Genomic DNA, 22,925 nt, shown 5'->3' on the forward strand with positions numbered 1-22,925 from the left:
TTTAATATATCATCGTTAAATAGAGGCTGTTTTATTCTGATAATATAGCCCATAGGTTAACAGAACACTACAAAAAGCAAAAAAACTGGCTGACAAATAAAGATAATCATATCCAAGATGACTTTGGATTAGACCCAGTAGGGGACCGGAAATAAAAAGGGCCATATCCAGAAATAAAGAAAATGAGGCAAGGGCCGCTCCTTTATTTTCACTACTGACTTTTGATATGGCAATAACACCCAAGGCTGGATAGATGAGTGAAAAACCACATCCTGTCAAGGCCGCTCCAATATATGCACCAATTATTGAGGTTTGTGTGGCAAGCAGAAGAAGACCAACGGTTTCTGTAATTAGGGAGATGATAGAGACAATATAACCACCATATTTTAAAAGTGAATTTTTGAAAATAAATCGGATCATGACAAAGGAAACGCCAAAAATTGTCAAGGCAATGGCAGATCCTGTCCAGTGGTTGCTAATAAAATATAAGGCAATGAAAGTTTGAATACTGCCAAATCCGATAGTTGATAAACCAAGACAGCAGCCGTAAGCTGAAATTCGTTTGAAAACCTTGGTAAAAGGTAAACGTCTAGCGGTTGAAACGGGAATGATGGCTGGATAGGTTGATGCTAGAAGCATTGATGCTGAAGCCAGAATGACAGTAAGAATAGAAAATCCAGATAACCCTCCAATAAAACCGATGGGTTGTGAAGCAAGATAAACCCCTAAGGGGGCACCAATAGCCATGCCGCCATAAGTGGTTACGCCATTCCATGATATGACATGGGTTGCGTTTTCAATTCCTACCCTGCCGATATTCCAGACATTAACACCTGTTGATGCCCAGCTTTCTGAAATACCCATGCAAAAGCGGCCTAGAAGGATGATTATTAACGCCATAAGAGGTTGATGGATAAAAAATAAAGCCAAAATTGTCAAAAGTCCCCCGCATGCACTAATTCCCAAACCTATAATGACTGCACTTTTGGCCCCTTTGGTATCCAGCCATTGACCCGCTCCCGGGCGACTTATAAAGGTGGCAAGATAGGCTGCGGAAACAGCAATTCCGGCAATTATACTATTATATCCGAGTTGTCTGTGAACAAATACAGGTATTGTAGCCAAAGGCATACCGATATTTATGAAACATACAAGATTAAAAATGGCCGCGGCAAGAATCTTTAATGTAATGGGTTTTGGTTTCAGATAGGATAAAATCATTATTGGTTATTAAATAAAAAAGTATCTCTTTAAAATAAAATTTTATAATAATAGGAGTTTATTTTGCAATCAATTCTTTGCAATGTTGATCATAGGACAACAGAATCTCTTGATCGTTTATTCGAATTTTTACGCATTCCAAGTATTTCAGCTATTCCAAGCTATAACAAAGACTGTCGAAAGGCAGCACAGTGGTTACATGATTACTTGCGTAATATGGATTTGGATGTGCAGATTTGTGAAACTGGGGGACATCCAATCGTCATGGCAAATTCTCCTGAAATAAAGGGGGTCCCGCATGTTTTATTTTATGGACATTATGATGTACAACCTGTCGATCCACTGGAATTATGGGAAATACCACCTTTTGAACCTTGTATCCGAACCGACGCAACAGGAAAAGAGGTTATTCATGGGCGTGGATCATCAGATGACAAAGGTCAAATTCTTACTTTCCTGGAAGCCTGTCGAGCGATTTATATGAAAGACAAGCAATTTCCATTGAATATCACCTTTATTTTGGAGGGTGAAGAGGAAAGTGGAGGAGAACATTTACCTACCTTTTTAGCGCAACAGAAAGAAATCTTGCATCCTGATATTGCTTTTATTTGTGATACGGATATGGCTACTCCGGATGTGCCAGCAATCACTGCCATGGTTCGTGGCTTGGTTGGGGAAGAGGTTACCGTTTATGCGGCTAATCGGGATTTGCATTCGGGATTATACGGAAATGCCGCTCAAAACCCTATTCAGGTTTTGTCTGAAATTATTGCAGCATTACGTGATAATACAGGAAGGGTCACCATTCCAAATTTTTATGAAGGGGTGCCTGAAATTGCTGAAACGATTCGTCAAAAATGGCAGGAAATTGGTAAAACCGATAGTGAACTGCTTCATCCAATCGGTTTGCAATATCCGGCGGGTGAGATTGGATTCAATGCCGTTGAACAGACATGGTGTCGTCCTTCGTGTGAAATCAATGGAATTACGGGGGGATATGAAGGACCTGGGTTTAAAACGGTTATTCCAGCTCAGGCTTCAGCCAAAATTTCTTTTCGCTTGGTTGGGGAACAGGATCCAATTCAAATTCGGAAAAATTTTCGGCAGTTTGTAAAATCGAGAATACCCGAAGATTGTAAAGTTGAATTTGTCTCTCATGGTGTTTCAAATGCAAGTATGGTTTCCCTTGAAGGAAAGAATTTAAGTAAAATTAGTCAAGCCCTCGAAGATGAATGGCTTCATAAAACAGCCATTATTGGCAGTGGAGGCGCCATACCTGTGGTTAATGATTTACAGCGTGAATTCGGAATTGAATCTTTTTTAATCGGGTTTGCAAATGCTGATGATTGCATTCATTCCCCGAATGAAAAATATAATCTTCGTTCATTTCATAAGGGGATACGATCTTGGATTCGAATTTTATATGCGTTGGGAGACTAGTTTTGAAAAATTTTCTGTAATGGTGATAGATAGGTGGTTAATTTGACGCGTAAAGGCATTAAATAAGCATTTTGGTTTGTTTTTTTGATCATTTGTAAGGCTTTTTTTGCAAAATCAATGTTGGCCTGTAAACTTGTTTCAAAATTATGTGGAAAGACAACTTTGTTGGTAATTTCCCAATATGATTTCGATTTTGGTCCAATGACAGGTGACAAACCCCAAAAAACGGTTTTGTTGTGTAACCAATCCATACAGAGTTCAAGCATTTTCTCATCAAAAATGGGTTGTGTAAAAAAACCACTGGCTCCCGCTTCTTTTTTTGACAGGACATGTTCAAGTTCTTCCTTGGGAGAACGACGGTATGGGTCAAAGGCGGCATACAATTTCAGATGCGGGAGTTCCCTTCGATATCGTCTTAAAATGCTTTCAGTTGAATTGGGATATGTATGTTTGTTGAAATCGGAGGGAGGGTCTCCCTGAATAACCAGAATTTCTTGTAAATTATTGATATCATGGCCGGGCAATGGAAGGTCGGGATTTATATCAATTGCTCTTATATGAGGAATGGAACGTGTATAATATGAAGAGGTAATCTGAAAAGCGTTCCAGCTTCTTAAAGAAAAACGCATGAGATCTGGAATATTGATACTGTCGGCAATTGGAAAACATTCCTTGACTTGTTTCATATCATTAATGATATGATTTCTATCTCTAGGAATTAATTCTACCGAGATTCGTGTCATAACGAATTCCTTGTAATGAAATAAATGGATTTGAAATAATAGATTCTATTTCTTTAATGTTTAAACTGTTAATATAAAAATAAAATAGAATAAAGTTAATTTAGTTAGATGGTTGCGACATATTTAAAATGTATGATGATGGTTGCTGCATTTCATCATTTGCCTTCCTCTGTTTTACCGGCAATACAACGTGTGGAGGGTGGGGCTCCTAATCTTGTCTCCAATAACAAGAATGGCACGCAGGATTTGGGGGTAATGCAGATCAATACACGTTGGATTGTTCCATTGATGGAAACAACGCATGAAACTGGTCAAGTCATCTATCAACGATTAAAACAGGATAATTGTTATAATATAGCTGTGGCGGGGGCGATTCTTAAATTGTATCTTGCAGAGACAAATGGAGATTTAATGCAGGCGATTGGCAATTATCATTCTCATACACCTGATCTAAACAATCATTATCAGTTTCAAATCATTCAAGCCTCTTATTTGAACAATAATTTTTCAATAAGGAGAAAAAAAGCTGGAAAATATCTCTCTCCTTATCAGCATCGTTTAATGAATGTAAAAAAAAGAAGAAAATTTAAAAAGAAAACCGTTAGAAACTGATTATTTATCTAGTTTTGAATTTATACAAAAATCAGCCTATCTGCTTATACTATTACCATGTGCTACGCGTTGAGTTTTGACTCTCGGACTTCGTTTTCGAGAGGATGCTACCGATGAGTTTTTTGGTTTTACAGTTGTTTTCTTGTTTGGTAATTTTGTTGTAACCTCAGATGCGGCATTCAAGGTTAATTTATCATAGGATGCGGTTTTTTTATCTTGTAATTGCTGGGGAGGTTCTGAATCACTGATTTTAAAACTTAAATTAATTTCAGATTTAGATTGTGGGTTGGGTTCGGTGGCAACCATATACGGAATATCGGTCCCGGTTGATAATTCCGTGCTTACCGTTGTAGAAGGTATAGGTGGTTGATCAGAAGCCCTGGGCAATCTCCCTTCCGCGGCACCATACATTATATAATGGATAAAAGGGTTAATAGTGCTTGCGGCAACGTCAGGATAGGTATTCAGATAAAAGGTGGTATTAAAAAAACGGTTAGGATTTCGTCCCTCTCGAAATCCGAAAAACAGATAATGTTCAACAGGATCTGCATTGGCGGCTGCAATATCTGGATAGGTTTTTAAATACCAGGCTGAATCAAACAGTAAAGAGGGAAAATCAATTTCAGTCATTTTAATTGTTCACTTAAATATTATATTAGCAAGTTTTAGTTTCGTTTATAGAAAACAATCTAATAAATTGTAAACCGCTTTTAAATGATTTAGTTATTAATATTAATCAAGCGGTTTAAGAAATTATTGTTATATTATTGCAATAATTATAATAAGAAATAGTTCTGGTGTAAATTATTTTATCGTATTTCTTGCTGCTTGTAATGTATTATGCAACAAACAGGCAATAGTGACAGGACCGACACCACCAGGGACAGGTGTAATTTTTGCAGCTTTACCCAAAACTTCTTCAAAAGCGACATCACCTATCAGTTTGGTCTTGCTATCTTTTGTCTTGATACGGTTAATGCCGACATCTATAATAGTCGTACCTTCACTGATCCATGATCCCTTAACGAGCTCACTGCAACCAGTCGCAACAATAAGAATGTCTGCTTGACGGGCAAGTTTTTCAGGATTGCGTGTATGAATGTGGGCAATAGTTACAGTGCAACCTTCTTGTAATAAAAGTTGTGCCATGGGTTTGCCCATCAAGTTTGACGCTCCAATAATGACTGCATGTAATCCTTTCAAACTGGAAAGTTCTTTTTGCAATAACATTAGACATCCAAGTGGGGTGCAGGGTATAAATCCGTCTTTATGTCCAAGCGCAAGTTTTCCTGTATTATAGGCTGTCAAGCCGTCAACATCTTTATGAGGGGTGATTGCCTGAATAATGGTGTCTGCATTCAACCCTTTTGGAAGAGGTAGCTGTACGAGAATTCCATGAATATCAGGATCTTTATTCAATCTTGCAATTAGATTCAGGATTTCTTCTTGTGTGGTTGTTTCAGGAAGAAGATGCATGAACGAACGCATTCCCACCCTGTGTGTCTGTTTTGTCTTGTTTCTGACATATACCTCGCTGGCAGGGTCATTGCCGACCAAAATGACGGCAAGACCAGGGGTTACATTTTTTTCCTGCTGCAGCAGCTTGACTTCCAGAGCTATTTTCTGGGTCATGTTTGCGGCAAAGCCTTTGCCATCAATTAATTGCGTTTTCATAAGATATCAGTGACCTTTATTATATTCAACTGGTTTTGGGGAAAGATAAAATCATATTGTTTCTTTTGTATTGTTTGCCCTGATGTCCCATTCATTAGCGATTGCTGCAATAATTCCATTACCCAAAACACTTGTTGCAGTTCTTGCCATATCAAGAAACTGATCAATTCCGACAATTAATAGCAGTCCAGCTTCGGGTATTCCAAAACCTGGCATGACAGCGGCGAGCATTACCATTGAGGCGCGTGGAACTCCTGCGATGCCTTTACTGCTGATCATCATGACCAGGAGCATCATGATTTGTTTTTCAATGGGCATATGAATACCATAGGCTTGTGCGATGAAAATGGCGGCAAATGAAATGAACATCATGGTTCCACAAAGGTTAAAGCTATAGCCTAAGGGAACGACAAAGCTAGATATTTTGGGTGGAACACCGAATTTTTCAAGCTGTTCAAGTAATCTTGGAAAGGCAGACTCACTACTGGCGGTTGCAAATCCTACCATTACAGGTTCGGCTATGAATGGAAGAAGTTTAAACACTTTTTTTCCCATCATGAAATAACCAGTTCCGATCAAAATAATGAACATGACGAGAATGACAGCATAAAACTCGATCAAAAACAGTCCATAGCTTTCAATTACATGTAATCCATTACGGGTTGCTATTGAAAGAAGTGAAGCAAAGACAACCAATGGTACAATAATCATGACCATATCGGTGACTTTTAGCATAACTTTGCCTACACCATCTGTTACATCTCTTACCAGTTGACATTGTTTGTCAGGTAAAGCGGCTAAAGACAAACCGAAAAAGACAGCGAAAACTACCAACTGTAACATATCGTTATGGGCCATTGCGTCAATGACACTATCAGGAACGATATGGAGTGTAAATTTAATAAGGTCAAAATGATAAATTGTATGAGACTCAGAGACAGGTGGTAAATTATGCGTAAAATTCTTGCCTGGCTGGATGATATTGGCGGCAAGCATTCCAACACCCAAGGAAACGATAGAGGCACCGATAAACCAAAAAATAACCTTGATCCCGATGGTTTTTATGGTTTTAGTATCTTGAACGTTCCCAATCCCGGCAATAAGCGTGGCCAGAACCAGAGGTGCCACGATCATCTTTATCAGGCGCAAAAACAAATTGACAATTAATTCAGACAAGGTCAGAATAAAATTTGATAACGTTATTGAGCCATTTGCTGACTTATAGATAATAACATCTCCAAAAGCATGACAGATCAACCCAAAAACAAGTCCCAAGATCATGGTGGAACCAATTGTAACCGCATGTTTGACAAGGGTACGTGATGTAGAAGGGTTATTATATTGGAGCTGGGTTTCTGCCATACTTTATATTTCCTCAAGTCATAAATTACACGATTAAATCTTTTTTTAGGTAGCGAAGGAAGAGAGAGTCAAACTAATTTTTTACTACGTAACAAACAGAATGCAGCGATTGTGACCATACAAGTTATTTGTCCGTTTTGAATCATTTCCTCAAATTGAGTTAACGGGATTGTATGACAGGTCATATGCAGTTCTGTCTCTTCGCGTTTCGGGGAATGTTGTGTTAAATCAGTGGCAAGGAAAACGTGACCTTTTTGGGTTGAATAGCCTGCCCCCTGATATAATATACCTCCATGTACCATATTGGCGGCACGCAAACCTGTTTCTTCTTCCAGTTCTCCGGCAGCAACCATCTCGGGGGTGGCATCTGGTTTTAATTCCCACATTCCCATCGGCAGTTCCCACATAAATTTACCCACAGGATATCGGTATTGTCGAATAAGGGTGACTATTTTAATTCCCTCATTATTAATATGCAGTGGTAAAATAACAGCGAATTCGTTTCGTTCTACAACACCAAACATGCCTTTTAACCCGTTGGGATAGCGTATGATATCCTCACGGATTTTTAGCCAACGGTTTTCATAGGCAATACGTGATGATTCCGGAACAATCCCGCCTGGATCTGCTTGACCAATAATTTTTTTGTCCGTGTCTAGTTTTTGGGGCATTGTTGTATCCATTTTTGTAGGGTTTCTTAATCTTTGTTTTTCATGGTGGATTTTTTTTCTTTCCATAATTCTGCGAAATCAATGGGTTGCAAAAGAATAGAGGGTAGATTGGATGTGCGACTTATATTCAGGATGATATTGCGAATTTCTGGAAATAATAATTCTGGAGCATGTATCATCAACAATTCTTCTATATTGGCAGCCTTTAAAGTGGGAAGGGTCACAACTGCACCATATTGCAAGTCAATTTCAAAAATAGAAGTTGGTTCATCATCATCTTCAAGTTGTTTTTGGCTGGTACAATTTAGGATAACGATAATTTCGAATTGGGGGTAATCCTTTTCAATTTGCTGGGCATTGACATTAACGGTTACGGTAATGTCGGATTTTGGAGATACCTTAAGAAAAACTTTGGGTGTATTAAAAATTTTTACGTTTAATTCTCGAATATATTCAATGTTGGTGACTAAATCCTTAACTGGGATGATAGGTAAAAAAAACGTTTTTTCTTCATGTTGTTTATTAGACATTGAGCATTCTCTTTTAAATTAAATATTTATAGGTATAAAATTATTAATAAATTGAATCGAAGGACCTGTTTATAAAATCAAATTGTTTTTTTTGAAAGTTTTTTTGAGGAAAGTAAAAAACCGAATACAGGCAAAGGTTGCCAATTTTTTGGAATCTCTGATTGGTGAATCGGGATTGTCAAATATTGTGGTACGGGTTGTTCATGATTGATTAGTAAATGTCTGTAGGCAGTAATTTCCTGTTTCCGCCATTTACAATCCTGATATGCTTTTTCATAAGAATGATAAATATTAGCGATGTATCGTTTGTTTCCGATATAAAAAATGTTGGCCCATATTTTGTTCTTTATTTTTTTAAATGAAACAACTTTATGCATAGCTTTTTGATTTATATAAGAAAAAACGATTTATCATTTTATAACTATATGGTTATTTTTTGTTTTTTTTAAATTATTATTTTAAATGTTTTTTTTATCTGGATTAAAATTCCTTATTTATGTAAGGGTTTGTGTATTATATACTGGTCATATTCATAATGTTTGATTATGGTTGGGTTAGGGAGATCATATCGTGTTGCGATTAATTATCGTTGTACCATTCCTGGTACTTTTAATTATCTTTTTCTTGTTAAATATGACGCCTGTGCCAATGAATTTCTTTTCTGCTAATTGGCAAAGTTCTGTTGGAATGATTGTATTGCTGGCTGGAATCATTTCTTTTGCAATAGGAGCTTTAACAGTTTTCACCTCCTTGGTCAGTCAATGGAAAAGAGCCAGAAAGGCAGAACAGAAGATACGTGATTTGGAAACACAGTTAAATGAATTGCGGGCCCAGTATATAGCCCTGACTCAACAGAATACAACGCAGCAGGGAACAGGACAGAATGGGACCCCAGTTCCAACAGCAACGTCTGCCCTTTCCCCTGCCGGGGTTGAACCTTCGCAACAGAATTCAGAAGAATAGATTTATTTCCACATATTATAATAAATAATTGATAGATCACTTAAGAAGAATAATGACAAAAACAGGCTTGATTCTTGCGATTGACACAAAAGATTATGATTTGGCTGAGCAATGGGCTCAAATTGCTGATTTAACAGGGCAAATGATTAAAATAGGTATGGAGTTTACCTACGCTTGCGGATTTGATGCGGTAAGGAAACTGGCTAGGGGTCGGCAAGTTTTTCTTGATCTGAAACTGCATGATATTCCCAATACCGTTGCATCCGCAATTGCCAGTTTGGTTTCTGTAAAACCAGCCATGTTGACTGTTCATACGTTAGGCGGAAAAGACATGATTAAAGCCGCACGTAAGGCAATAGATGTCAATTTTCCTGATAATCAGAAACCGTTATTACTTGGGGTTACGGTTCTGACCAGTATGGATCAGGAGAATTTAAATAGTGTAAATCTTCATACGACACCTATTGAACAAGTAATGAAACTGGCAGGAATGGCTTTGGACGCTGGTGTCGATGGTCTTGTTTGTTCACCCGAGGAAGTTGCAAATTTGCGTAAGATTTATGGAGATCAAGTTGTATTGGTGGTACCGGGAATAAGGTTGGAAAATGCCAAAACAGATGATCAAAAGCGAATCATGACACCCGCGTTGGCACATAAGGCGGGTGCAAATTGGATTGTAGTGGGTCGGCCAATAACACAGTCAGCTAATCCACAACAGGCGGCTAGGGAAATCATTTGTCAGTTACAAGATTAATTTTATGGTTTCTATCAAGATATGTGGTGTAAGAGAAACGGCGACTTGTGATTTATTGTTAAAATTACGGGTCAATTGGGTGGGATTGGTTTTTTATCCAGCGTCTCCGCGTTTTTTATCTGTTACCCAGGCAAGACAGTTGCCTGATTATGGTAAGGAAGGTCTGTTAAGGGTTGGTTTGTTTGTTAGGCCAAAATTAGATGATATAAGAAGAATTCTTGACAAGGTTCGGCTGGATATTCTGCAGCTTTATTGTTCTGACAAGCAGGCGGCAATTATTCGAGAGGAAATCGGTCTGCCAGTTTGGTTGGCAAAGGGGGTTAAAACGCGTGATGATTTGCTTGAACCTTGTCAGGTTGATGGAATGGTGATTGAGGCGCCATTTTATGAATCGGATACAAGACCGGGCGGTAATGGACGCAAGTTTGATTGGTCCCTTACTAAAAACTGGAACTCGGCAAAGCCATGGTTGCTGGCAGGTGGATTAACACCCGATAATGTGCAAGAAGCCATTCAGCAGTCAGGTACAGAGGCAATTGATATCTCATCAGGGGTTGAATCTGAACCGGGGAAAAAGGATCCAATCCTAATTCAACATTTTGTAAAAAATGCCAGACAAGAATATAATTGCGAATAATAATTATTGAACCTGAAATGCCCATTATGGGATTATTTCAAGAGAGAGTGTATCCTTCCTTTTCAATCGCTTTTTTGAGTTCATTCTCATTGACCGAACCGGTGATTTTTAATGTTCCGGTTTTCAAGTCGACATTGGCCTCCTGAACATCTGGAAGGGCTTCAACGGCTTCTTTTACAGCGTGGACACAATGTTGACATGTCATTCCTTCGACATGATATATTTTCATGATGAAAATCCTATTTAGTTAATGACTATGAAAGTTAATTATTATAGCATGTTTTATATTTTATACTAATTCTTATTTGCATACCGATAAAGTGTAGGATTGGTCGATCATGTCTGCAGCATTGGAAAATAAAGGAATTGATTTTGTAATTCGTGGAATGACATGTGCATCTTGTGTCAGACGTGTTGAGAAAGTCATTAAGCGTGTTGCGGGAGTTGAAGATGTCAATGTGAATCTGACATTGCAACAGGCCAGGGTCATTCCAAAACCAGCTATCCAACAACAAAATTTAATCGCTGAGATTGAGACGGCTGTCACAAAGACTGGTTATCATGCGGAATGGCTTGATCCTGGTCATGCAGCTATCAACCTGAATGGGGATCGTGATGAAAGGGATTTATATCATTGGATTATCGCGGCCTTATTTTCCGCACCATTATTGGGTTCAATGATTGCTGGCGGTTTCAACCATCATTGGATGCTTCCAGGCTGGGTTCAGTTTTTATTGGCAACTCCTGTGCAATTCTGGTTGGGAAAACCATTTTATATTGCTGCTTATCGTGCGGTAAAATCAGGAAATGGAAATATGGATTTGCTGGTGATACTTGGTTCAGGTACCGCCTGGATTCTGAGCACATGTTTATTGTTTTCCTGGTTGTTGGGTTATTGCAAGGTTGAGCCTGATCTTTATTATGAAAGCGCCTCATTGATTATAACCTTTATTTTACTGGGACACTGGTTGGAAAAGCGGGCAAGATATAAAGCCGCCGATTCAATTAGGGCATTACAGGCTCTGCGTCCTGATACAGCTTGTAAACTTGTTGATGACAAAGAAATATCAGTTCCCCTCGATCAATTAATGGTTGGTGATCAGGTTGTTGTTCGTCCAGGTGAAACAATTCCTTGTGATGGTGTGGTCATACAGGGTGAAAGTGCGGTTGATGAGTCGATGCTGACTGGGGAAAGCCTGCCAATCGAGAAAAAAATTGGGGATAAAGTTACTGGTGGTTCATTAAATGATAATGGGCGTTTATCAATCAAGGTTGAAAAAACCGGGAGACAGACAAGATTGTCCGCTATTATCCAATTGGTTGAAAATGCACAAGCCTCCAAGGCGCCAATCCAAAAAATGGTGGATCGGATAAGCAGTATTTTTGTACCTGTTGTTATTGTTCTAGCATTATTAACCTTTCTGGGTTGGTGGTTGATAAACGGTCTTTTTGTAATAGGGTTAATGCATGCCGCTGCCGTATTGGTGATTGCCTGTCCTTGTGCATTGGGTTTGGCAACGCCGACAGCTTTAGCCACTGGATGCGGGGCAGCAGCTCGTTCTGGTATTTTAATTCGTGATGCTGAAACTTTAGAGAGAGCGGTGCATGTCAAAAAGGTGGCATTTGATAAAACAGGAACCTTAACAGAAGGAAAACTGTCAGTCGTTTCAATTGTTTCCTTATCCGATTTTTCAAAAAAAGAAATTCTCTATCATGCAGCCAGTTTGTCTTTATCAAGCGAACATCCCTTGGCAAAGGCACTGCTATCTGAAGCCTCCTCTTATACTATTTCTTTGAAACAACCAGAAGAATTCCGGGTTATAAAAGAACAGGGACGTGGTGTCATGGGAAAGATAAAAGAACGGGTTTTCTTATTGGGCAATCAGCGGATGGTTGAATCGCATGGGTGTAAAATTCCTGATGTGCCGTCAGAAATTCGATCATCAACTTTATCCTGGCTTCTTGAGAAGATGCAAGATTCCTATCGTTTATTGGGTATTGTAGCTTTTGAGGATCATGTACGGTCTGGTTCGGTAGAGGCGGTTCGACGATTGAAAGAGCATTCAATCCAATCAATTATGTTGACGGGGGATAATGAAGCTGTCGCCAAAAAAATTGGTAATATATTGAGAATAGATGACGTTAAAGCGAATCTGACACCAGAAGATAAACAACAGTTTATCAAGAAACATGGTTCAAAGGGTATCGATCATCAGTCAATTGCCATGGTTGGAGATGGAATAAATGATGCTCCGGCCTTGGCAGAGGCGGATCTTGCCATTGCAATGGGCGAGGGGACGGATGTGGCGGCCGAGGTGGCTGGGATCGTATTGATGCGGAATAATCCTGAATTGGTCGCTGATACGTTGGACATTGCCAAAAGAACTCGTCAGCGTATCAAGGAAGGGTTGTTTTGGGCGTTTATCTATAATATTATCGGTATTCCTTTGGCAATGCTCGGATTTTTAAATCCGGCTATTGCAGGGGGCGCCATGGCTTTAAGTAGCGTATGTGTTGTTATGAACGCTTTAAGGTTATTACGCTGGAAAGCAAGAGTCTAGATAAGATCTCCAAAATTCAAAATCTTAATTCTTATAGTAGTGTTGTTAATTTAGGATATGGCCCGGTTTTGCTGGTTGGCAATTTGCAGTCCTAATTTGTTGAATAAGGTCAAATCACTGCTTTTTTCTGGATTGGGACAGGTTAGCAAACGTTCACCCAGAAAAATAGAATTGACTCCAGCCAGATAGCACAAGGTCTGCATTTCATTACTCATCTCCGTTCTGCCGGCTGCCAATCGGACATAGCTTTCAGGCATCGTGATTCGGGCGACAGCAATGGTACGAATAAAATCAATGGGATCTATGGGGTCTGCATTACCCAAAGGTGTTCCTTTGACGCGGATAAGCATATTGATAGGCACGCTTTCCGGATGTCTGGGTAAATTGGCAAGGGTTGCAATCATGCTGACACGGTCTGCTTCATCCTCATTCATTCCGAGAATACCCCCACAACATACTTTGATACCGGCATCACGAACAAAAGCGAGGGTATCCAGACGATCCTGATATGTACGGGTTGAGATGATCTTTTCATAATGTTCTTCAGAAGTATCAAGATTATGATTATAATAATCCAGCCCAGCGTTTTTAAGTTTTTCAGTTTGTTCCAGATTAAGCATTCCTAAGGTTACGCATGTTTCCAGCCCAAGATTTTTAATGCCTTCTATCATGGCACAAACGGTCTCGAGATCGTGATCTTTCGGGGAACGCCAGGCGGCACCCATACAAAAACGTGTCGCACCTTCCGCTTTGGCAGCTCGTGCTTTTTCAAGCACTTTTTCAACGGACATGAGACGGTCTGCCTTAATTTTTTCTTCATGTTTTGCACTTTGTGGACAATAAGCACAGTCTTCGGGACATCCTCCACTTTTGATCGAGAGCAAGGTTGAAACCTGAATTTGTGTTGGATCGAAATTTAATCGGTGGGCAGTTTGTGCTTGGTAAATAAGCTCGGGCAACGGGAGCTGAAACAAAGAAGCGATTTCCTCCTTGGTCCAGTCGTGACGAATTGGAAAATGATATTCTGTCGCTAGTTTATGGCCTTGCTTATGTGACATTCATAAATCCTTGATGAATAAATTAGATATATGATTATGAAATTAAAATCATTATATATCGTATATTGTTGTAAAATTATATGAATATATATATGGAAAAATGGGATAAAAAAGGGTTTTGAACAAGGATAAGTGATTTTTGGGTCGTATAATTCCTGATTATATTCATGTGTAAGGATCGTAACTAAAAGTGATATAAGAGATCTTAAATGGATGAATGGATTATTACACAGAAACAAAAAGGGATAGGAATTTTAATATTAAATCGTTTCAAAGCTCTGAATGCAATTAATGATTTATTTCAGAGACAAATAATAACAATTTTAAAAAAATGGCAAGATGACCCTTCCATTCATGCTGTATTAATTAAAAGTAGTCAAAAAAAAGCTTTTTGTGCAGGTGGTGATATTCGCCAGATTGCCAATTTTGTACGAGAGGGAAATTATAAAAAAGCATTAAGTGTTTTCCAGCATAATTATCAGCTTGCATGTTTTGTTGCCCATTATGAAAAACCGATAATTTCCTTGATGGATGGAATTGCGATGGGGGGTGGGATTGGTCTGGGGTCATATGTTCCATATCGTATTGTTACTGAATGTTCAATTTTGGCAATGCCAGAAGTCATGATAGGGATTGCACCGGATGCAGGAACAAGTTTAATTTTTCAAAAAGCTCCAGGTTTTACGGGGTTGAGAGCTATGCTTACCGGGCAGCGTTTAAATGCAGAGGAAGCGATTCAGCTTGGTTTTGCTGATTATTTTATTTATTCGTCTGAATTGGAAACCGTGTTATCAGAATTGGAAAGTAATAATATAAAGCAAGTTTTGGCTCCTTACAAAAAAGAAAACCGAATTGATCATGGATTTCTGGGACAAATAAAACGAGTGTATGATGCCTCTTCAGTTGATATGATAATCGAAAGATTAATGGGGAGCGTGTATGAATGGTCAAGAAAAGATTTATTCTCTATTTTAAAGGCCTGTCCTTTTTCTTTAAGAGTTGCGTTTCAGGCATGGCATCGTAAATTATATAATTTGGAATCTGTTATTAAGCGTGATGAATGTGTGATAAACCATCTTATTCAACGGGCCGATTTTTTAGAAGGGGTGAGGGCTGCAGTTATTGACAAGGATCATAACCCAAGATGGAATCAGGCGCCAATTTCAGAGTCCGAGATTAATTCCTGTTTTGACTATTGAATTTAATAAAAATATCTAGTCATTTTCTCATACTACGGTTTACTATAGTCGTTTTATAATTTCTTAATTAAAAATAAAATTGATAAGGAAAGCGTGGCACTATGAAACATTGGGATATTGAACAGGTTAACTGGGATAAATTTGACCCTTCATTAATAGATGCTGATATTGTTCCTTTGATAAAAACAGCTGCTGTTGTTGAACGAAATAGTGTAGACTATACGGTTTATTTGACTAATGTATTTGGTCATGATCCTGAATTGACAAAGCTTTTCAGGAAATGGGAAGATGAAGAGGTGCAACATGGTGAAACATTGGGACGATGGGCCATGATGGCTGATCCTGCTTGGGATTATCAGGAAAGTTATAAGCGTTTCAGAAATTTTTATAAAATTGACTTAAAGACGGATCACTCAATCCGTGGATCACAGGCGGGAGAATTTATCGCCCGGGCTATGGTTGAGGTTGGCACTTCATCTTATTACAGTGCCTTGGCAGATTATGTAAAGGAACCTGTCCTGAAGGAGATATGCAGACGGATTGCTGGAGACGAATATCGTCATTATAAATTGTTTTATGATTATGCTAAATTATATTTGAAATCTCAAAAGCTCTCCAGGTTGCAACGAGCCAGGATTGCCTTGGGTCGTATAATTGAAAGTCAGGATGATGAGCTTGCCTCGGCCTTTCATGCCACCAATGAGCCCCATGGAATGCCATATAATCATAAACGATGTATAGCCCTTTATATGGAAAAGGCCATGTCATTATATAAAATCCATCATATTGTCAGGGTGGTTAATATGGTTTGTAAGGTTATTGGGTGGATGCCTTCAGAAAAATGGCAAAGATATTTGTCTAAATTGATACTAATGATTATTAATAAACAACAGAAAGCCTATACCAAACAAGTTTTATCTATAATATAACAATTTTCTGAACAAGAGTGGGACATTAACAGGGATGGATTCTTTAAAGCTTGGTTTTTTTGATAATTTGATACATGAAGCAACAGCAGCGGTTATAACACGTGTGTTAGAGGCCCATGGAATAACGGATATAGAATTAATTACCGGTGAATGTAGGGATTTGACGCAGGAGCTGACTGCTGGGAAAATTGATTTGTTTGTAAGTGTATGGTTGCCTGATATTCATGCCGATATCATTCAATCCAATCCGAATTTCAAGATGATTGGAAATCTTTATCAACCCTCTATCTCTTTTGCTTTGCCAAAAAAGTTTCAAGAACATGTGGGTTCTATTGATCAACTTATAACAGCTTCATTTCTTCATCGTGAAATCACGGTTTGTGAAACTTTGCAGGTTTTCGCGAATAAAATCATGAAAGAATATGGTTTGATCGAGGCTGGTTATCAATTGAAACCTATTGCAGATGAAGAGACGTTGACTCATTATCAGGAAATAATCCACTCACAAGAACCCGAGTTAATGATGCTTTATGAACCGGCATTGTTCACGGATTCAGGAAATTTTTATCGTCTGAGGGAATCCGAGAATATTTTTATACGGAAACAAAAAGCGGCCATGCTATTAAACCCCAATTGGATTCAGCGATTTGGGGGTGACTTGATTGATGAGCTTGAGGAAATGATGTTGGGTAATCAGATTGTTCAGTTCATGGAAAATGCAATACGCAATCAGGGGATGAGTGCCGATGAGGCGGCAGAAGCTTGGCAGCGTGGTAAATTGGTTGTAAGAGCATAATGGCCCATAAAAATGATCAGCAAGATTTGGGGTTGGCAAGGCAATATGAGGCCTATCCATATCCCGAACGCAATCCAAAGGATGAAACCAAACGCTTATTAATAGGCAGTCCAAGCCATTTGAATGAAATTGATTATTGGGTATTTGGAGGATATCGTTCTTATACGCAACCATTAAGGATTTTGATTGCTGGTTGTGGAACCGGTGATGCAGCAATCATGGTGGCTCAACAAATGGCACGACACCAACGTTCTGGTGAAGTGATCTGTTTGGATCGGGCTGAGGCAGTTTTGAAAATTGTTAAAGAACGGGCAGCTACACGGAAATTGAGTAATATCCGTTATGTTCAGGGTTCAATTCTTGAATTGCCAGATTTAAATCTCGGGTTGTTTGATTATATTGATTGTTGTGGTGTTTTGCATCATTTGCCTGATCCTGCTGCTGCCCTGCAAATATTAAGGGAACAACTAAATCCTGGCGGCGGGATGGGATTGATGGTTTATGCTCCCTATGGTCGTACTGGCGTTTATATGGTGCAGGAAGCATTATCCAAACTGACCTCTTTGTCAGATCCACCAGTAAAGCGTTTGGATGTTGCAAAAAGAATCATGAAGCATCTTCCATCGACTGCCTGGCTCAGATTTAATGGAAATTTTGGTGATCATTTAACTGGAGGTGACGCTGGTCTGTATGATCTTTTATTAAACCCGCGTGACCGATCCTATAAAATTGCTGAATTATGGGATCTGTTGGATAAAAATGAGTTGGCGGTAAACTGTTTGGTGGAGCCTGCGCGTTATGATCCTGCTTATTTAATAACAGATCCAAAGATCAGAGAAAAATTCAGGCAGTTTGATATAAGAACACAGGCTAGTCTGGCTGAATCTTTGGCTGGGAATATGTCAACGCATGTTGTGTATGTGCGTCGCGCGGAAGATAATATACAATTTGCTGATCCATGTGCCTCTGATTCAATTCCTTTTATGCGGGAAACGCCTGGAGAAATACTTGCCAATCAGATTTTACCATCCAATCTGCTTCCTTATTCTTTTGGAATGTTGACGATTATGCTTCCTTTACCTGCACAGGCACGCGGGTTTTTGGGACTTGTTGACAATCGCCGTTCGGTTGGAGAAATAATTGAGATTGTCAAAAAACGGGGTATTGAGGAACACCGTATTTTACCTTTGTGGAAGCAGACTTTTGAAATTTTACAAAGTATTAACCAGCTTTTTGTAAGATCTGCCGTTTAATTTATTTTATTGGAATCATCTATTATGAAATGTGTATTTTTATTCCCCGGTCAGGGAAGCCAATATGTTGGTATGGGTAAGGCATTGGCTGAAGCATTTCCAATTGCCAGAGAAGTCTATGAAGCGTTGGATGAAACGTTAAAGCAGCCATTATCCAAAATTATGATGGAGGGGCCTGTGGAAGCGTTGACTTTAACGCAAAATACACAACCTGCATTAATGACACATTCCATGGCCGTAATCAGGGTTTTGGAAAAAGAATTTAATATTGATGCCAATCATCTGGTTTCAATGGCAGCAGGACATTCCTTGGGTGAATATTCTGCTCTTTGTGCTGCCAATGTGTTTGATTTTGTTACAACTGTCAATTTGTTACGGACGCGCGGCAGTGCAATGCAAAATGCGGTACCGGTTGGTCAGGGAGCAATGGCTGCACTTATAGGCGTCACGATTGGACAGGTTCAGGATTTATGTAAACAGGCCACGCAGGGAAATTCGGTTGTTGTAGTTGCCAATGATAATGGTGCGTCTCAGGTTGTGGTTTCTGGTCATATGGACGCGATTGAACGGATTATAGCCATAGCCAAGGAAGCTGGTATCCGTAGAGTTGTTGAATTGCCTGTGTCAGCACCATTTCATAGTCCGTTAATGGAACCCGCTGCCCGGGAAATGCGGGATGCCTTGGCTAAAACAAATCCCAAACCATTTAATTTTCCTGTTATCGCAAATATAACCGCCTGCCCTTATGAAAATTCTTCTTCTTTTGTCAGGGATTCATTGGTTAGACAAATAACAGGTTCTGTAAGATGGGCAGAAACTATGCGATATATGATTGATCAGGAAGTTGATTTTTTTGTTGAAGTTGGTGCAGGTAAGGTTTTGTCTAAAATCATGCAGCGTACTGCACGGGATAGCAAGGTTTGTTCTGTTGATACACCTGCAGATCTTGAAGAATTTGCAAAAATTCTTTCTGCTTTTTAAAAGAACACAAGGATTATGAAGATTATGTTCAGACTAGATAATAAGGTAGCGTTGGTTACTGGTGCCTCGGGTGGAATTGGTCAAGCGATTGCCAAGGCATTTGTTCAGCAAGGGGCAAGGGTTGTTTTGTCGGGAACCAGGGAAAACGTTTTAAGAGAGGTTCAAAAAGAGTTGGGTGAACAGAACGCATTTGTTCAAACAGCCAACCTCAAGGATCAGGAATCTTTAAAAGCGCTTATCCCGAATGCAGAGAGGCAGGCAAATGCACCTGTCGATATCCTGGTTAATAGTGCCGGATTAACGCGGGACAATCTTTCAATCCGAATGAAGGAATCGGAATGGTCCGAGGTTCTGGATGTGGATTTGTCTGTGCCCTTCCAATTATGTCAGATTGCGTTAAAGGGAATGGTTCGCCGGCGTTCAGGACGCATTATCAATATCGCTTCGATCATTGGGTTTATTGGTAATGTTGGTCAGGCCAATTATTCAGCTGCAAAAGGCGGATTAATCGCTATGAGTAAAAGTCTGGCGTTAGAAGTGGCGAAAAAAGGCGTTACCGTTAATGTTATTGCCCCCGGTTTTATTGAAACACCAATGACTGCCGTATTATCAGAAGAGCAACAATCTAGATTATTACAAAGAATTCCAAGAAATAGAATGGGACAGGTGGAGGATGTTGCATCCGCAGCTGTCTATCTGGCTTCTGAAGAGACAGATTGGGTTACTGGAACATGTTTGCATGTTAACGGTGGCATGTATATGGTGTAAAGATCCTTGCTTTGTGAACCATTTGAACATTTTATAAAATTATAATATTGCTTTTGCTTGGTTATTTGGGGGAAATGTGATATTTCCCCAATACCATTGTGATAAAATCGTATAAAGTTCTAAAAATTCTTTGGAACTTTGGTAATATAGTATAAACATGTAAGCTTTATAGCTGTAAAAGGACGAATATAATGAGTGAAATTGCTGACAAAGTAAAAAAAATTGTTGTTGAACATCTTGGTGTTGAAGAATCAAAGGTAACGCCTGAAGCTTCCTTTATTGATGACTTGGGTGCGGACAGCTTGGATACAGTTGAACTTGTTATGGCTTTTGAAGAGGCTTTTAATGTGGAAATTCCTGAGGATGCCGCAGAAAAGATTGCAACAGTCAAGGATGCTATCGATTATATTGAAAAACAGAAACAGGCATCTTAATTAAAAGTCTATAACATTATCGATTCATAAAACTTACAGGATAATTTAATGACGAGTACAAGTTCATGGCCACACCGCAGGGTAGTTGTTACTGGAATGGGGATTGTAAGCCCTCTTGGAATTGGTATCGATAATGTTTGGAAAAGACTTGTTGCAAGTGAAAGCGGCATTGACAAAATCAAAAGTTTTGATGCTTCACGTGTTGCTGCACGTATTGCCGGGGAAGTTCCTGAAGGTTCAAAGGGAGAGGGCAGGTTAAACCTGTCTGAATGGATCCCCGTTAAAGATTTAAAGAAAATGGACCGTTTTATTCAATTGGGTTTAGTGGCGGCTATTCAGGCAGTGGAGGATTCTGGCTGGACACCCAAAAATGAAGCGGATCAAATGGCTACCGGTGTCATGATTGGTTCAGGAATTGGTGGGCTGCAAACCATTTATGAAACCTCAATCAAGGTTAATGAAGGTCAGGCTCGAAAAGTTTCTCCGTTCTTTATTCCATCTGCCTTGATTAATTTGGTTTCAGGATATGTTTCCATCAAATATGGCTTTAAAGGGCCTAATCATGCGGTAGTGACAGCCTGTGCAACAGGAGTGCATGCTATTGGAGATGCAAGCCGTTTGATTGCGCTTGGCGATGCTGATGTAATGATTGCCGGAGGAGCGGAAGCGGCTGTATGTGAATTGGGTATTGCAGGGTTCTGTTCTGCCAGAGCATTATCCACGGGGTTCAATGATACACCTACAAAAGCGTCAAGAACCTGGGATAAGGATCGTGACGGATTTGTTATGGGAGAAGGTGCCGGTGTTCTTGTGTTAGAAGAATATGAACATGCGAAAGCCCGTGGCGCAAAAATTTATGGTGAGGTGGCTGGATATGGCATGTCAGGTGATGCGTATCATATCACTGCTCCAGCAGAAGGGCATGAAGGTGCTTATCGTGCAATGGCATCGGCCATTAAGCATTCAGGATTATCATTGGAAGATATCCATTATATTAATGCACATGGTACATCAACCATGGCGGATGATCTCGAACTTGAAGCTGTCGAGCGGTTGTTTGGGGATGCAAGCAAACATTTGGCAATGTCTTCAACAAAAACGGCTATTGGTCATTTATTAGGTGCAGCAGGTGCGGTTGAGGCGATCTTCTCTCTATTATCAATATGTAATAATGAGGTACCTCCCACTTTGAATCTTGATAATCCATCAAGGGAAAGTGTCATTGATCGTATAGCTCATACTGCCCAGCAAAGAAAAGTTGATGCTGCCCTATCCAATAGTTTCGGTTTCGGTGGCACGAATGCGAGCCTGATTTTTAAAAGAGTATGAAAATTTACTAAGATATATCATGGGTTAAATTGTAATGCGTCGATTGTTATATGGGGTCAGTGCATTACTTGTATGCCTGCTTGCTGTATTCTTTTACGGAAAATATACCTATTTTGCTCCCGGTCCTTTGGATAATGCTAAAAATGTGGTTATTGCCAAGGGAAATGTCGCGGCAATATTAAACCAACTTCAGAAAGAAAAGGTTGTCACTCAATCCTATTGGGGCAGTTTTATTTTTCGTAGTGGCATAAAGCTGACAGATAAGGCCGGGACGTTACACGCGGCTGAGTTTTCTTTTCCGAAGCAGGCATCGATTCAACAGGTTATCGATATCTTGCGGTATGCAAAACCTGTACAGCATAAATTAACCATTCCAGAAGGGCTGACAGCCTATCAGATTACGAATTTGGTTAATGATGCCCCCTATATGACAGGACAGATACAGCCACCAGAAGAGGGAACGGTATTGCCCCAGACCTATGCCTATGAATGGGGTATGTCTCGTGAAAAGATGATATTCCGTATGCAACAGGCAATGCAGAAAAAACTGCAAAAAATCTGGGGTGAACGACAGGTTCTTGCTGAGATAAAAACGCAACAGGATTTGGTTACCCTTGCCTCAATTGTTGAGCGGGAAACCGCTTTAAAACGTGAGCGTCCCATGGTTGCCCGTGTATTTATCAATCGTCTGCATCTTGGCATGCGATTACAATCAGATCCCACAGTGATTTATGCCCTGACTGATGGAAAAAATGATTTTGATCGCAGGCTAACTCGACAGGATCTGGAAATTGTCAACCCATATAACACTTATTGGACCAGCGCTTTACCGCCTACACCAATATGCTCTCCTGGTGAAGCCGCTATGGAGGCTGTTGCACATCCTGCAGAAGGAAAAATATTATATTTTGTTGCAAATGGAACGGGTGGACATAGTTTTTCAACAAGTCTTGCAGAACATAATCACAATGTTGCCGCGGAGAAAAAAAGATAGTTTTTAAAAACTATCT

The 22,925-nt window shown here is 39.5% G+C and carries 25 protein-coding genes; 15 read left to right on the top strand and 10 right to left on the bottom strand.

The window, feature by feature from the left end:
• Positions 1 to 15 precede the first annotated feature (15 nt).
• On the bottom strand, positions 16 to 1,221 hold the full coding sequence (locus H3R33_RS07315) for an MFS transporter (protein ID WP_198185013.1): 1,206 nt from the start codon (positions 1,219 to 1,221) through the stop codon (positions 16 to 18).
• 63 nt (positions 1,222 to 1,284) lie between these two features.
• Between H3R33_RS07315 and H3R33_RS07320 the strand changes: the two genes are divergently transcribed.
• Positions 1,285 to 2,661 carry a dipeptidase gene (locus H3R33_RS07320; RefSeq protein ID WP_198185012.1) on the top strand — a complete coding sequence of 459 codons (1,377 nt, stop codon included), beginning with the start codon at positions 1,285 to 1,287 and terminating at the stop codon, positions 2,659 to 2,661.
• On the opposite strand, the gene H3R33_RS07325 is transcribed toward H3R33_RS07320, so the two are convergent.
• On the bottom strand, positions 2,658 to 3,404 hold the full coding sequence (locus tag H3R33_RS07325; protein WP_198185011.1) for a methylenetetrahydrofolate reductase: 747 nt from the start codon (positions 3,402 to 3,404) through the stop codon (positions 2,658 to 2,660). The two genes, H3R33_RS07320 and H3R33_RS07325, sit on opposite strands and share 4 nt — an antisense overlap.
• A gap of 108 nt (positions 3,405 to 3,512) precedes the next feature.
• On the opposite strand from H3R33_RS07325, the gene H3R33_RS07330 reads away from it, so the two are divergent.
• Positions 3,513 to 4,016 (top strand): lytic transglycosylase domain-containing protein, encoded by a 504-nt coding sequence (locus H3R33_RS07330; protein WP_232342155.1) that lies wholly within the window; start codon positions 3,513 to 3,515, stop codon positions 4,014 to 4,016.
• A gap of 36 nt (positions 4,017 to 4,052) precedes the next feature.
• On the opposite strand, the gene H3R33_RS07335 is transcribed toward H3R33_RS07330, so the two are convergent.
• The 6 genes from H3R33_RS07335 to H3R33_RS07360 all read right to left on the bottom strand — a co-directional run bounded on the left by H3R33_RS07335 (position 4,053) and on the right by H3R33_RS07360 (position 8,630).
• The gene (locus H3R33_RS07335; protein ID WP_110439056.1) at positions 4,053 to 4,646 is read right to left on the bottom strand and encodes a hypothetical protein; all 594 of its coding nucleotides are present in this window, start codon (positions 4,644 to 4,646) and stop codon (positions 4,053 to 4,055) included.
• 174 nt (positions 4,647 to 4,820) lie between these two features.
• Positions 4,821 to 5,690: a bifunctional methylenetetrahydrofolate dehydrogenase/methenyltetrahydrofolate cyclohydrolase FolD gene (gene folD, locus H3R33_RS07340; RefSeq protein WP_198185010.1), complete on the bottom strand. Its 870-nt coding sequence runs from the start codon at positions 5,688 to 5,690 to the stop codon at positions 4,821 to 4,823.
• A gap of 51 nt (positions 5,691 to 5,741) precedes the next feature.
• Positions 5,742 to 7,052: a dicarboxylate/amino acid:cation symporter gene (locus H3R33_RS07345; RefSeq protein ID WP_198185009.1), complete on the bottom strand. Its 1,311-nt coding sequence runs from the start codon at positions 7,050 to 7,052 to the stop codon at positions 5,742 to 5,744.
• Between the two features lie 68 nt (positions 7,053 to 7,120).
• Entirely contained in the window at positions 7,121 to 7,723 is a 603-nt protein-coding gene (locus H3R33_RS07350) for an NUDIX hydrolase (protein WP_110439316.1), read from the bottom strand.
• 26 nt (positions 7,724 to 7,749) lie between these two features.
• Positions 7,750 to 8,253 (bottom strand): protein-export chaperone SecB, encoded by a 504-nt coding sequence (locus H3R33_RS07355; protein WP_198185008.1) that lies wholly within the window; start codon positions 8,251 to 8,253, stop codon positions 7,750 to 7,752.
• Between the two features lie 77 nt (positions 8,254 to 8,330).
• The gene (locus H3R33_RS07360; protein WP_198185007.1) at positions 8,331 to 8,630 is read right to left on the bottom strand and encodes a hypothetical protein; all 300 of its coding nucleotides are present in this window, start codon (positions 8,628 to 8,630) and stop codon (positions 8,331 to 8,333) included.
• 193 nt (positions 8,631 to 8,823) lie between these two features.
• On the opposite strand from H3R33_RS07360, the gene H3R33_RS07365 reads away from it, so the two are divergent.
• From H3R33_RS07365 to H3R33_RS07375, 3 genes are read left to right on the top strand one after another with little or no spacing between them, the layout of a single operon-like run.
• Positions 8,824 to 9,216 (top strand): LapA family protein, encoded by a 393-nt coding sequence (locus H3R33_RS07365; protein ID WP_198185006.1) that lies wholly within the window; start codon positions 8,824 to 8,826, stop codon positions 9,214 to 9,216.
• 52 nt (positions 9,217 to 9,268) lie between these two features.
• A complete protein-coding gene (gene pyrF / locus H3R33_RS07370; RefSeq protein ID WP_198185005.1) occupies positions 9,269 to 9,970 on the top strand; it encodes an orotidine-5'-phosphate decarboxylase in 702 nt (233 codons plus the stop codon).
• A gap of 4 nt (positions 9,971 to 9,974) precedes the next feature.
• Entirely contained in the window at positions 9,975 to 10,607 is a 633-nt protein-coding gene (locus H3R33_RS07375) for a phosphoribosylanthranilate isomerase (RefSeq protein WP_198185004.1), read from the top strand.
• A gap of 37 nt (positions 10,608 to 10,644) precedes the next feature.
• On the opposite strand, the gene H3R33_RS07380 is transcribed toward H3R33_RS07375, so the two are convergent.
• Positions 10,645 to 10,836 (bottom strand): heavy-metal-associated domain-containing protein, encoded by a 192-nt coding sequence (locus H3R33_RS07380; RefSeq protein ID WP_155580912.1) that lies wholly within the window; start codon positions 10,834 to 10,836, stop codon positions 10,645 to 10,647.
• Between the two features lie 109 nt (positions 10,837 to 10,945).
• Between H3R33_RS07380 and H3R33_RS07385 the strand changes: the two genes are divergently transcribed.
• Complete coding sequence (locus tag H3R33_RS07385) at positions 10,946 to 13,168, top strand: cation-translocating P-type ATPase (RefSeq protein ID WP_198185003.1); 2,223 nt, start codon at positions 10,946 to 10,948, stop codon at positions 13,166 to 13,168.
• A gap of 50 nt (positions 13,169 to 13,218) precedes the next feature.
• On the opposite strand, the gene bioB is transcribed toward H3R33_RS07385, so the two are convergent.
• On the bottom strand, positions 13,219 to 14,226 hold the full coding sequence (gene bioB, locus H3R33_RS07390; protein WP_198185002.1) for a biotin synthase BioB: 1,008 nt from the start codon (positions 14,224 to 14,226) through the stop codon (positions 13,219 to 13,221).
• A gap of 209 nt (positions 14,227 to 14,435) precedes the next feature.
• Between bioB and H3R33_RS07395 the strand changes: the two genes are divergently transcribed.
• The 9 genes from H3R33_RS07395 to mltG all read left to right on the top strand — a co-directional run bounded on the left by H3R33_RS07395 (position 14,436) and on the right by mltG (position 22,909).
• Positions 14,436 to 15,425 carry an enoyl-CoA hydratase/isomerase family protein gene (locus H3R33_RS07395; RefSeq protein WP_198185001.1) on the top strand — a complete coding sequence of 330 codons (990 nt, stop codon included), beginning with the start codon at positions 14,436 to 14,438 and terminating at the stop codon, positions 15,423 to 15,425.
• A 101-nt stretch (positions 15,426 to 15,526) separates the two neighbouring features.
• The gene (locus H3R33_RS07400) at positions 15,527 to 16,354 is read left to right on the top strand and encodes an acyl-ACP desaturase (protein WP_155565984.1); all 828 of its coding nucleotides are present in this window, start codon (positions 15,527 to 15,529) and stop codon (positions 16,352 to 16,354) included.
• Positions 16,355 to 16,388: 34 nt separating this feature from the next.
• A complete protein-coding gene (locus H3R33_RS07405; protein ID WP_198185000.1) occupies positions 16,389 to 17,150 on the top strand; it encodes a glycine betaine ABC transporter substrate-binding protein in 762 nt (253 codons plus the stop codon).
• Positions 17,150 to 18,403: a bifunctional 2-polyprenyl-6-hydroxyphenol methylase/3-demethylubiquinol 3-O-methyltransferase UbiG gene (locus H3R33_RS07410; protein ID WP_198184999.1), complete on the top strand. Its 1,254-nt coding sequence runs from the start codon at positions 17,150 to 17,152 to the stop codon at positions 18,401 to 18,403. Before H3R33_RS07405 ends, H3R33_RS07410 begins: the two co-directional genes overlap by 1 nt.
• A 24-nt stretch (positions 18,404 to 18,427) precedes the next feature.
• The gene (gene fabD, locus H3R33_RS07415) at positions 18,428 to 19,384 is read left to right on the top strand and encodes an ACP S-malonyltransferase (protein WP_198184998.1); all 957 of its coding nucleotides are present in this window, start codon (positions 18,428 to 18,430) and stop codon (positions 19,382 to 19,384) included.
• 24 nt (positions 19,385 to 19,408) lie between these two features.
• Complete coding sequence (gene fabG / locus H3R33_RS07420; protein ID WP_110439040.1) at positions 19,409 to 20,152, top strand: 3-oxoacyl-ACP reductase FabG; 744 nt, start codon at positions 19,409 to 19,411, stop codon at positions 20,150 to 20,152.
• Positions 20,153 to 20,343: 191 nt separating this feature from the next.
• Positions 20,344 to 20,586: an acyl carrier protein gene (locus H3R33_RS07425; RefSeq protein WP_110439039.1), complete on the top strand. Its 243-nt coding sequence runs from the start codon at positions 20,344 to 20,346 to the stop codon at positions 20,584 to 20,586.
• 48 nt (positions 20,587 to 20,634) lie between these two features.
• The gene (gene fabF / locus H3R33_RS07430; protein WP_198184997.1) at positions 20,635 to 21,915 is read left to right on the top strand and encodes a beta-ketoacyl-ACP synthase II; all 1,281 of its coding nucleotides are present in this window, start codon (positions 20,635 to 20,637) and stop codon (positions 21,913 to 21,915) included.
• Positions 21,916 to 21,949: 34 nt separating this feature from the next.
• The gene (mltG, locus tag H3R33_RS07435; RefSeq protein WP_198184996.1) at positions 21,950 to 22,909 is read left to right on the top strand and encodes an endolytic transglycosylase MltG; all 960 of its coding nucleotides are present in this window, start codon (positions 21,950 to 21,952) and stop codon (positions 22,907 to 22,909) included.
• Positions 22,910 to 22,925 lie beyond the last annotated feature (16 nt).

The sequence above is a fragment of the Commensalibacter sp. B14384M2 genome (assembly GCF_016101865.1).
Taxonomy (GTDB): Bacteria; Pseudomonadota; Alphaproteobacteria; order Acetobacterales; family Acetobacteraceae; genus Commensalibacter; species Commensalibacter melissae.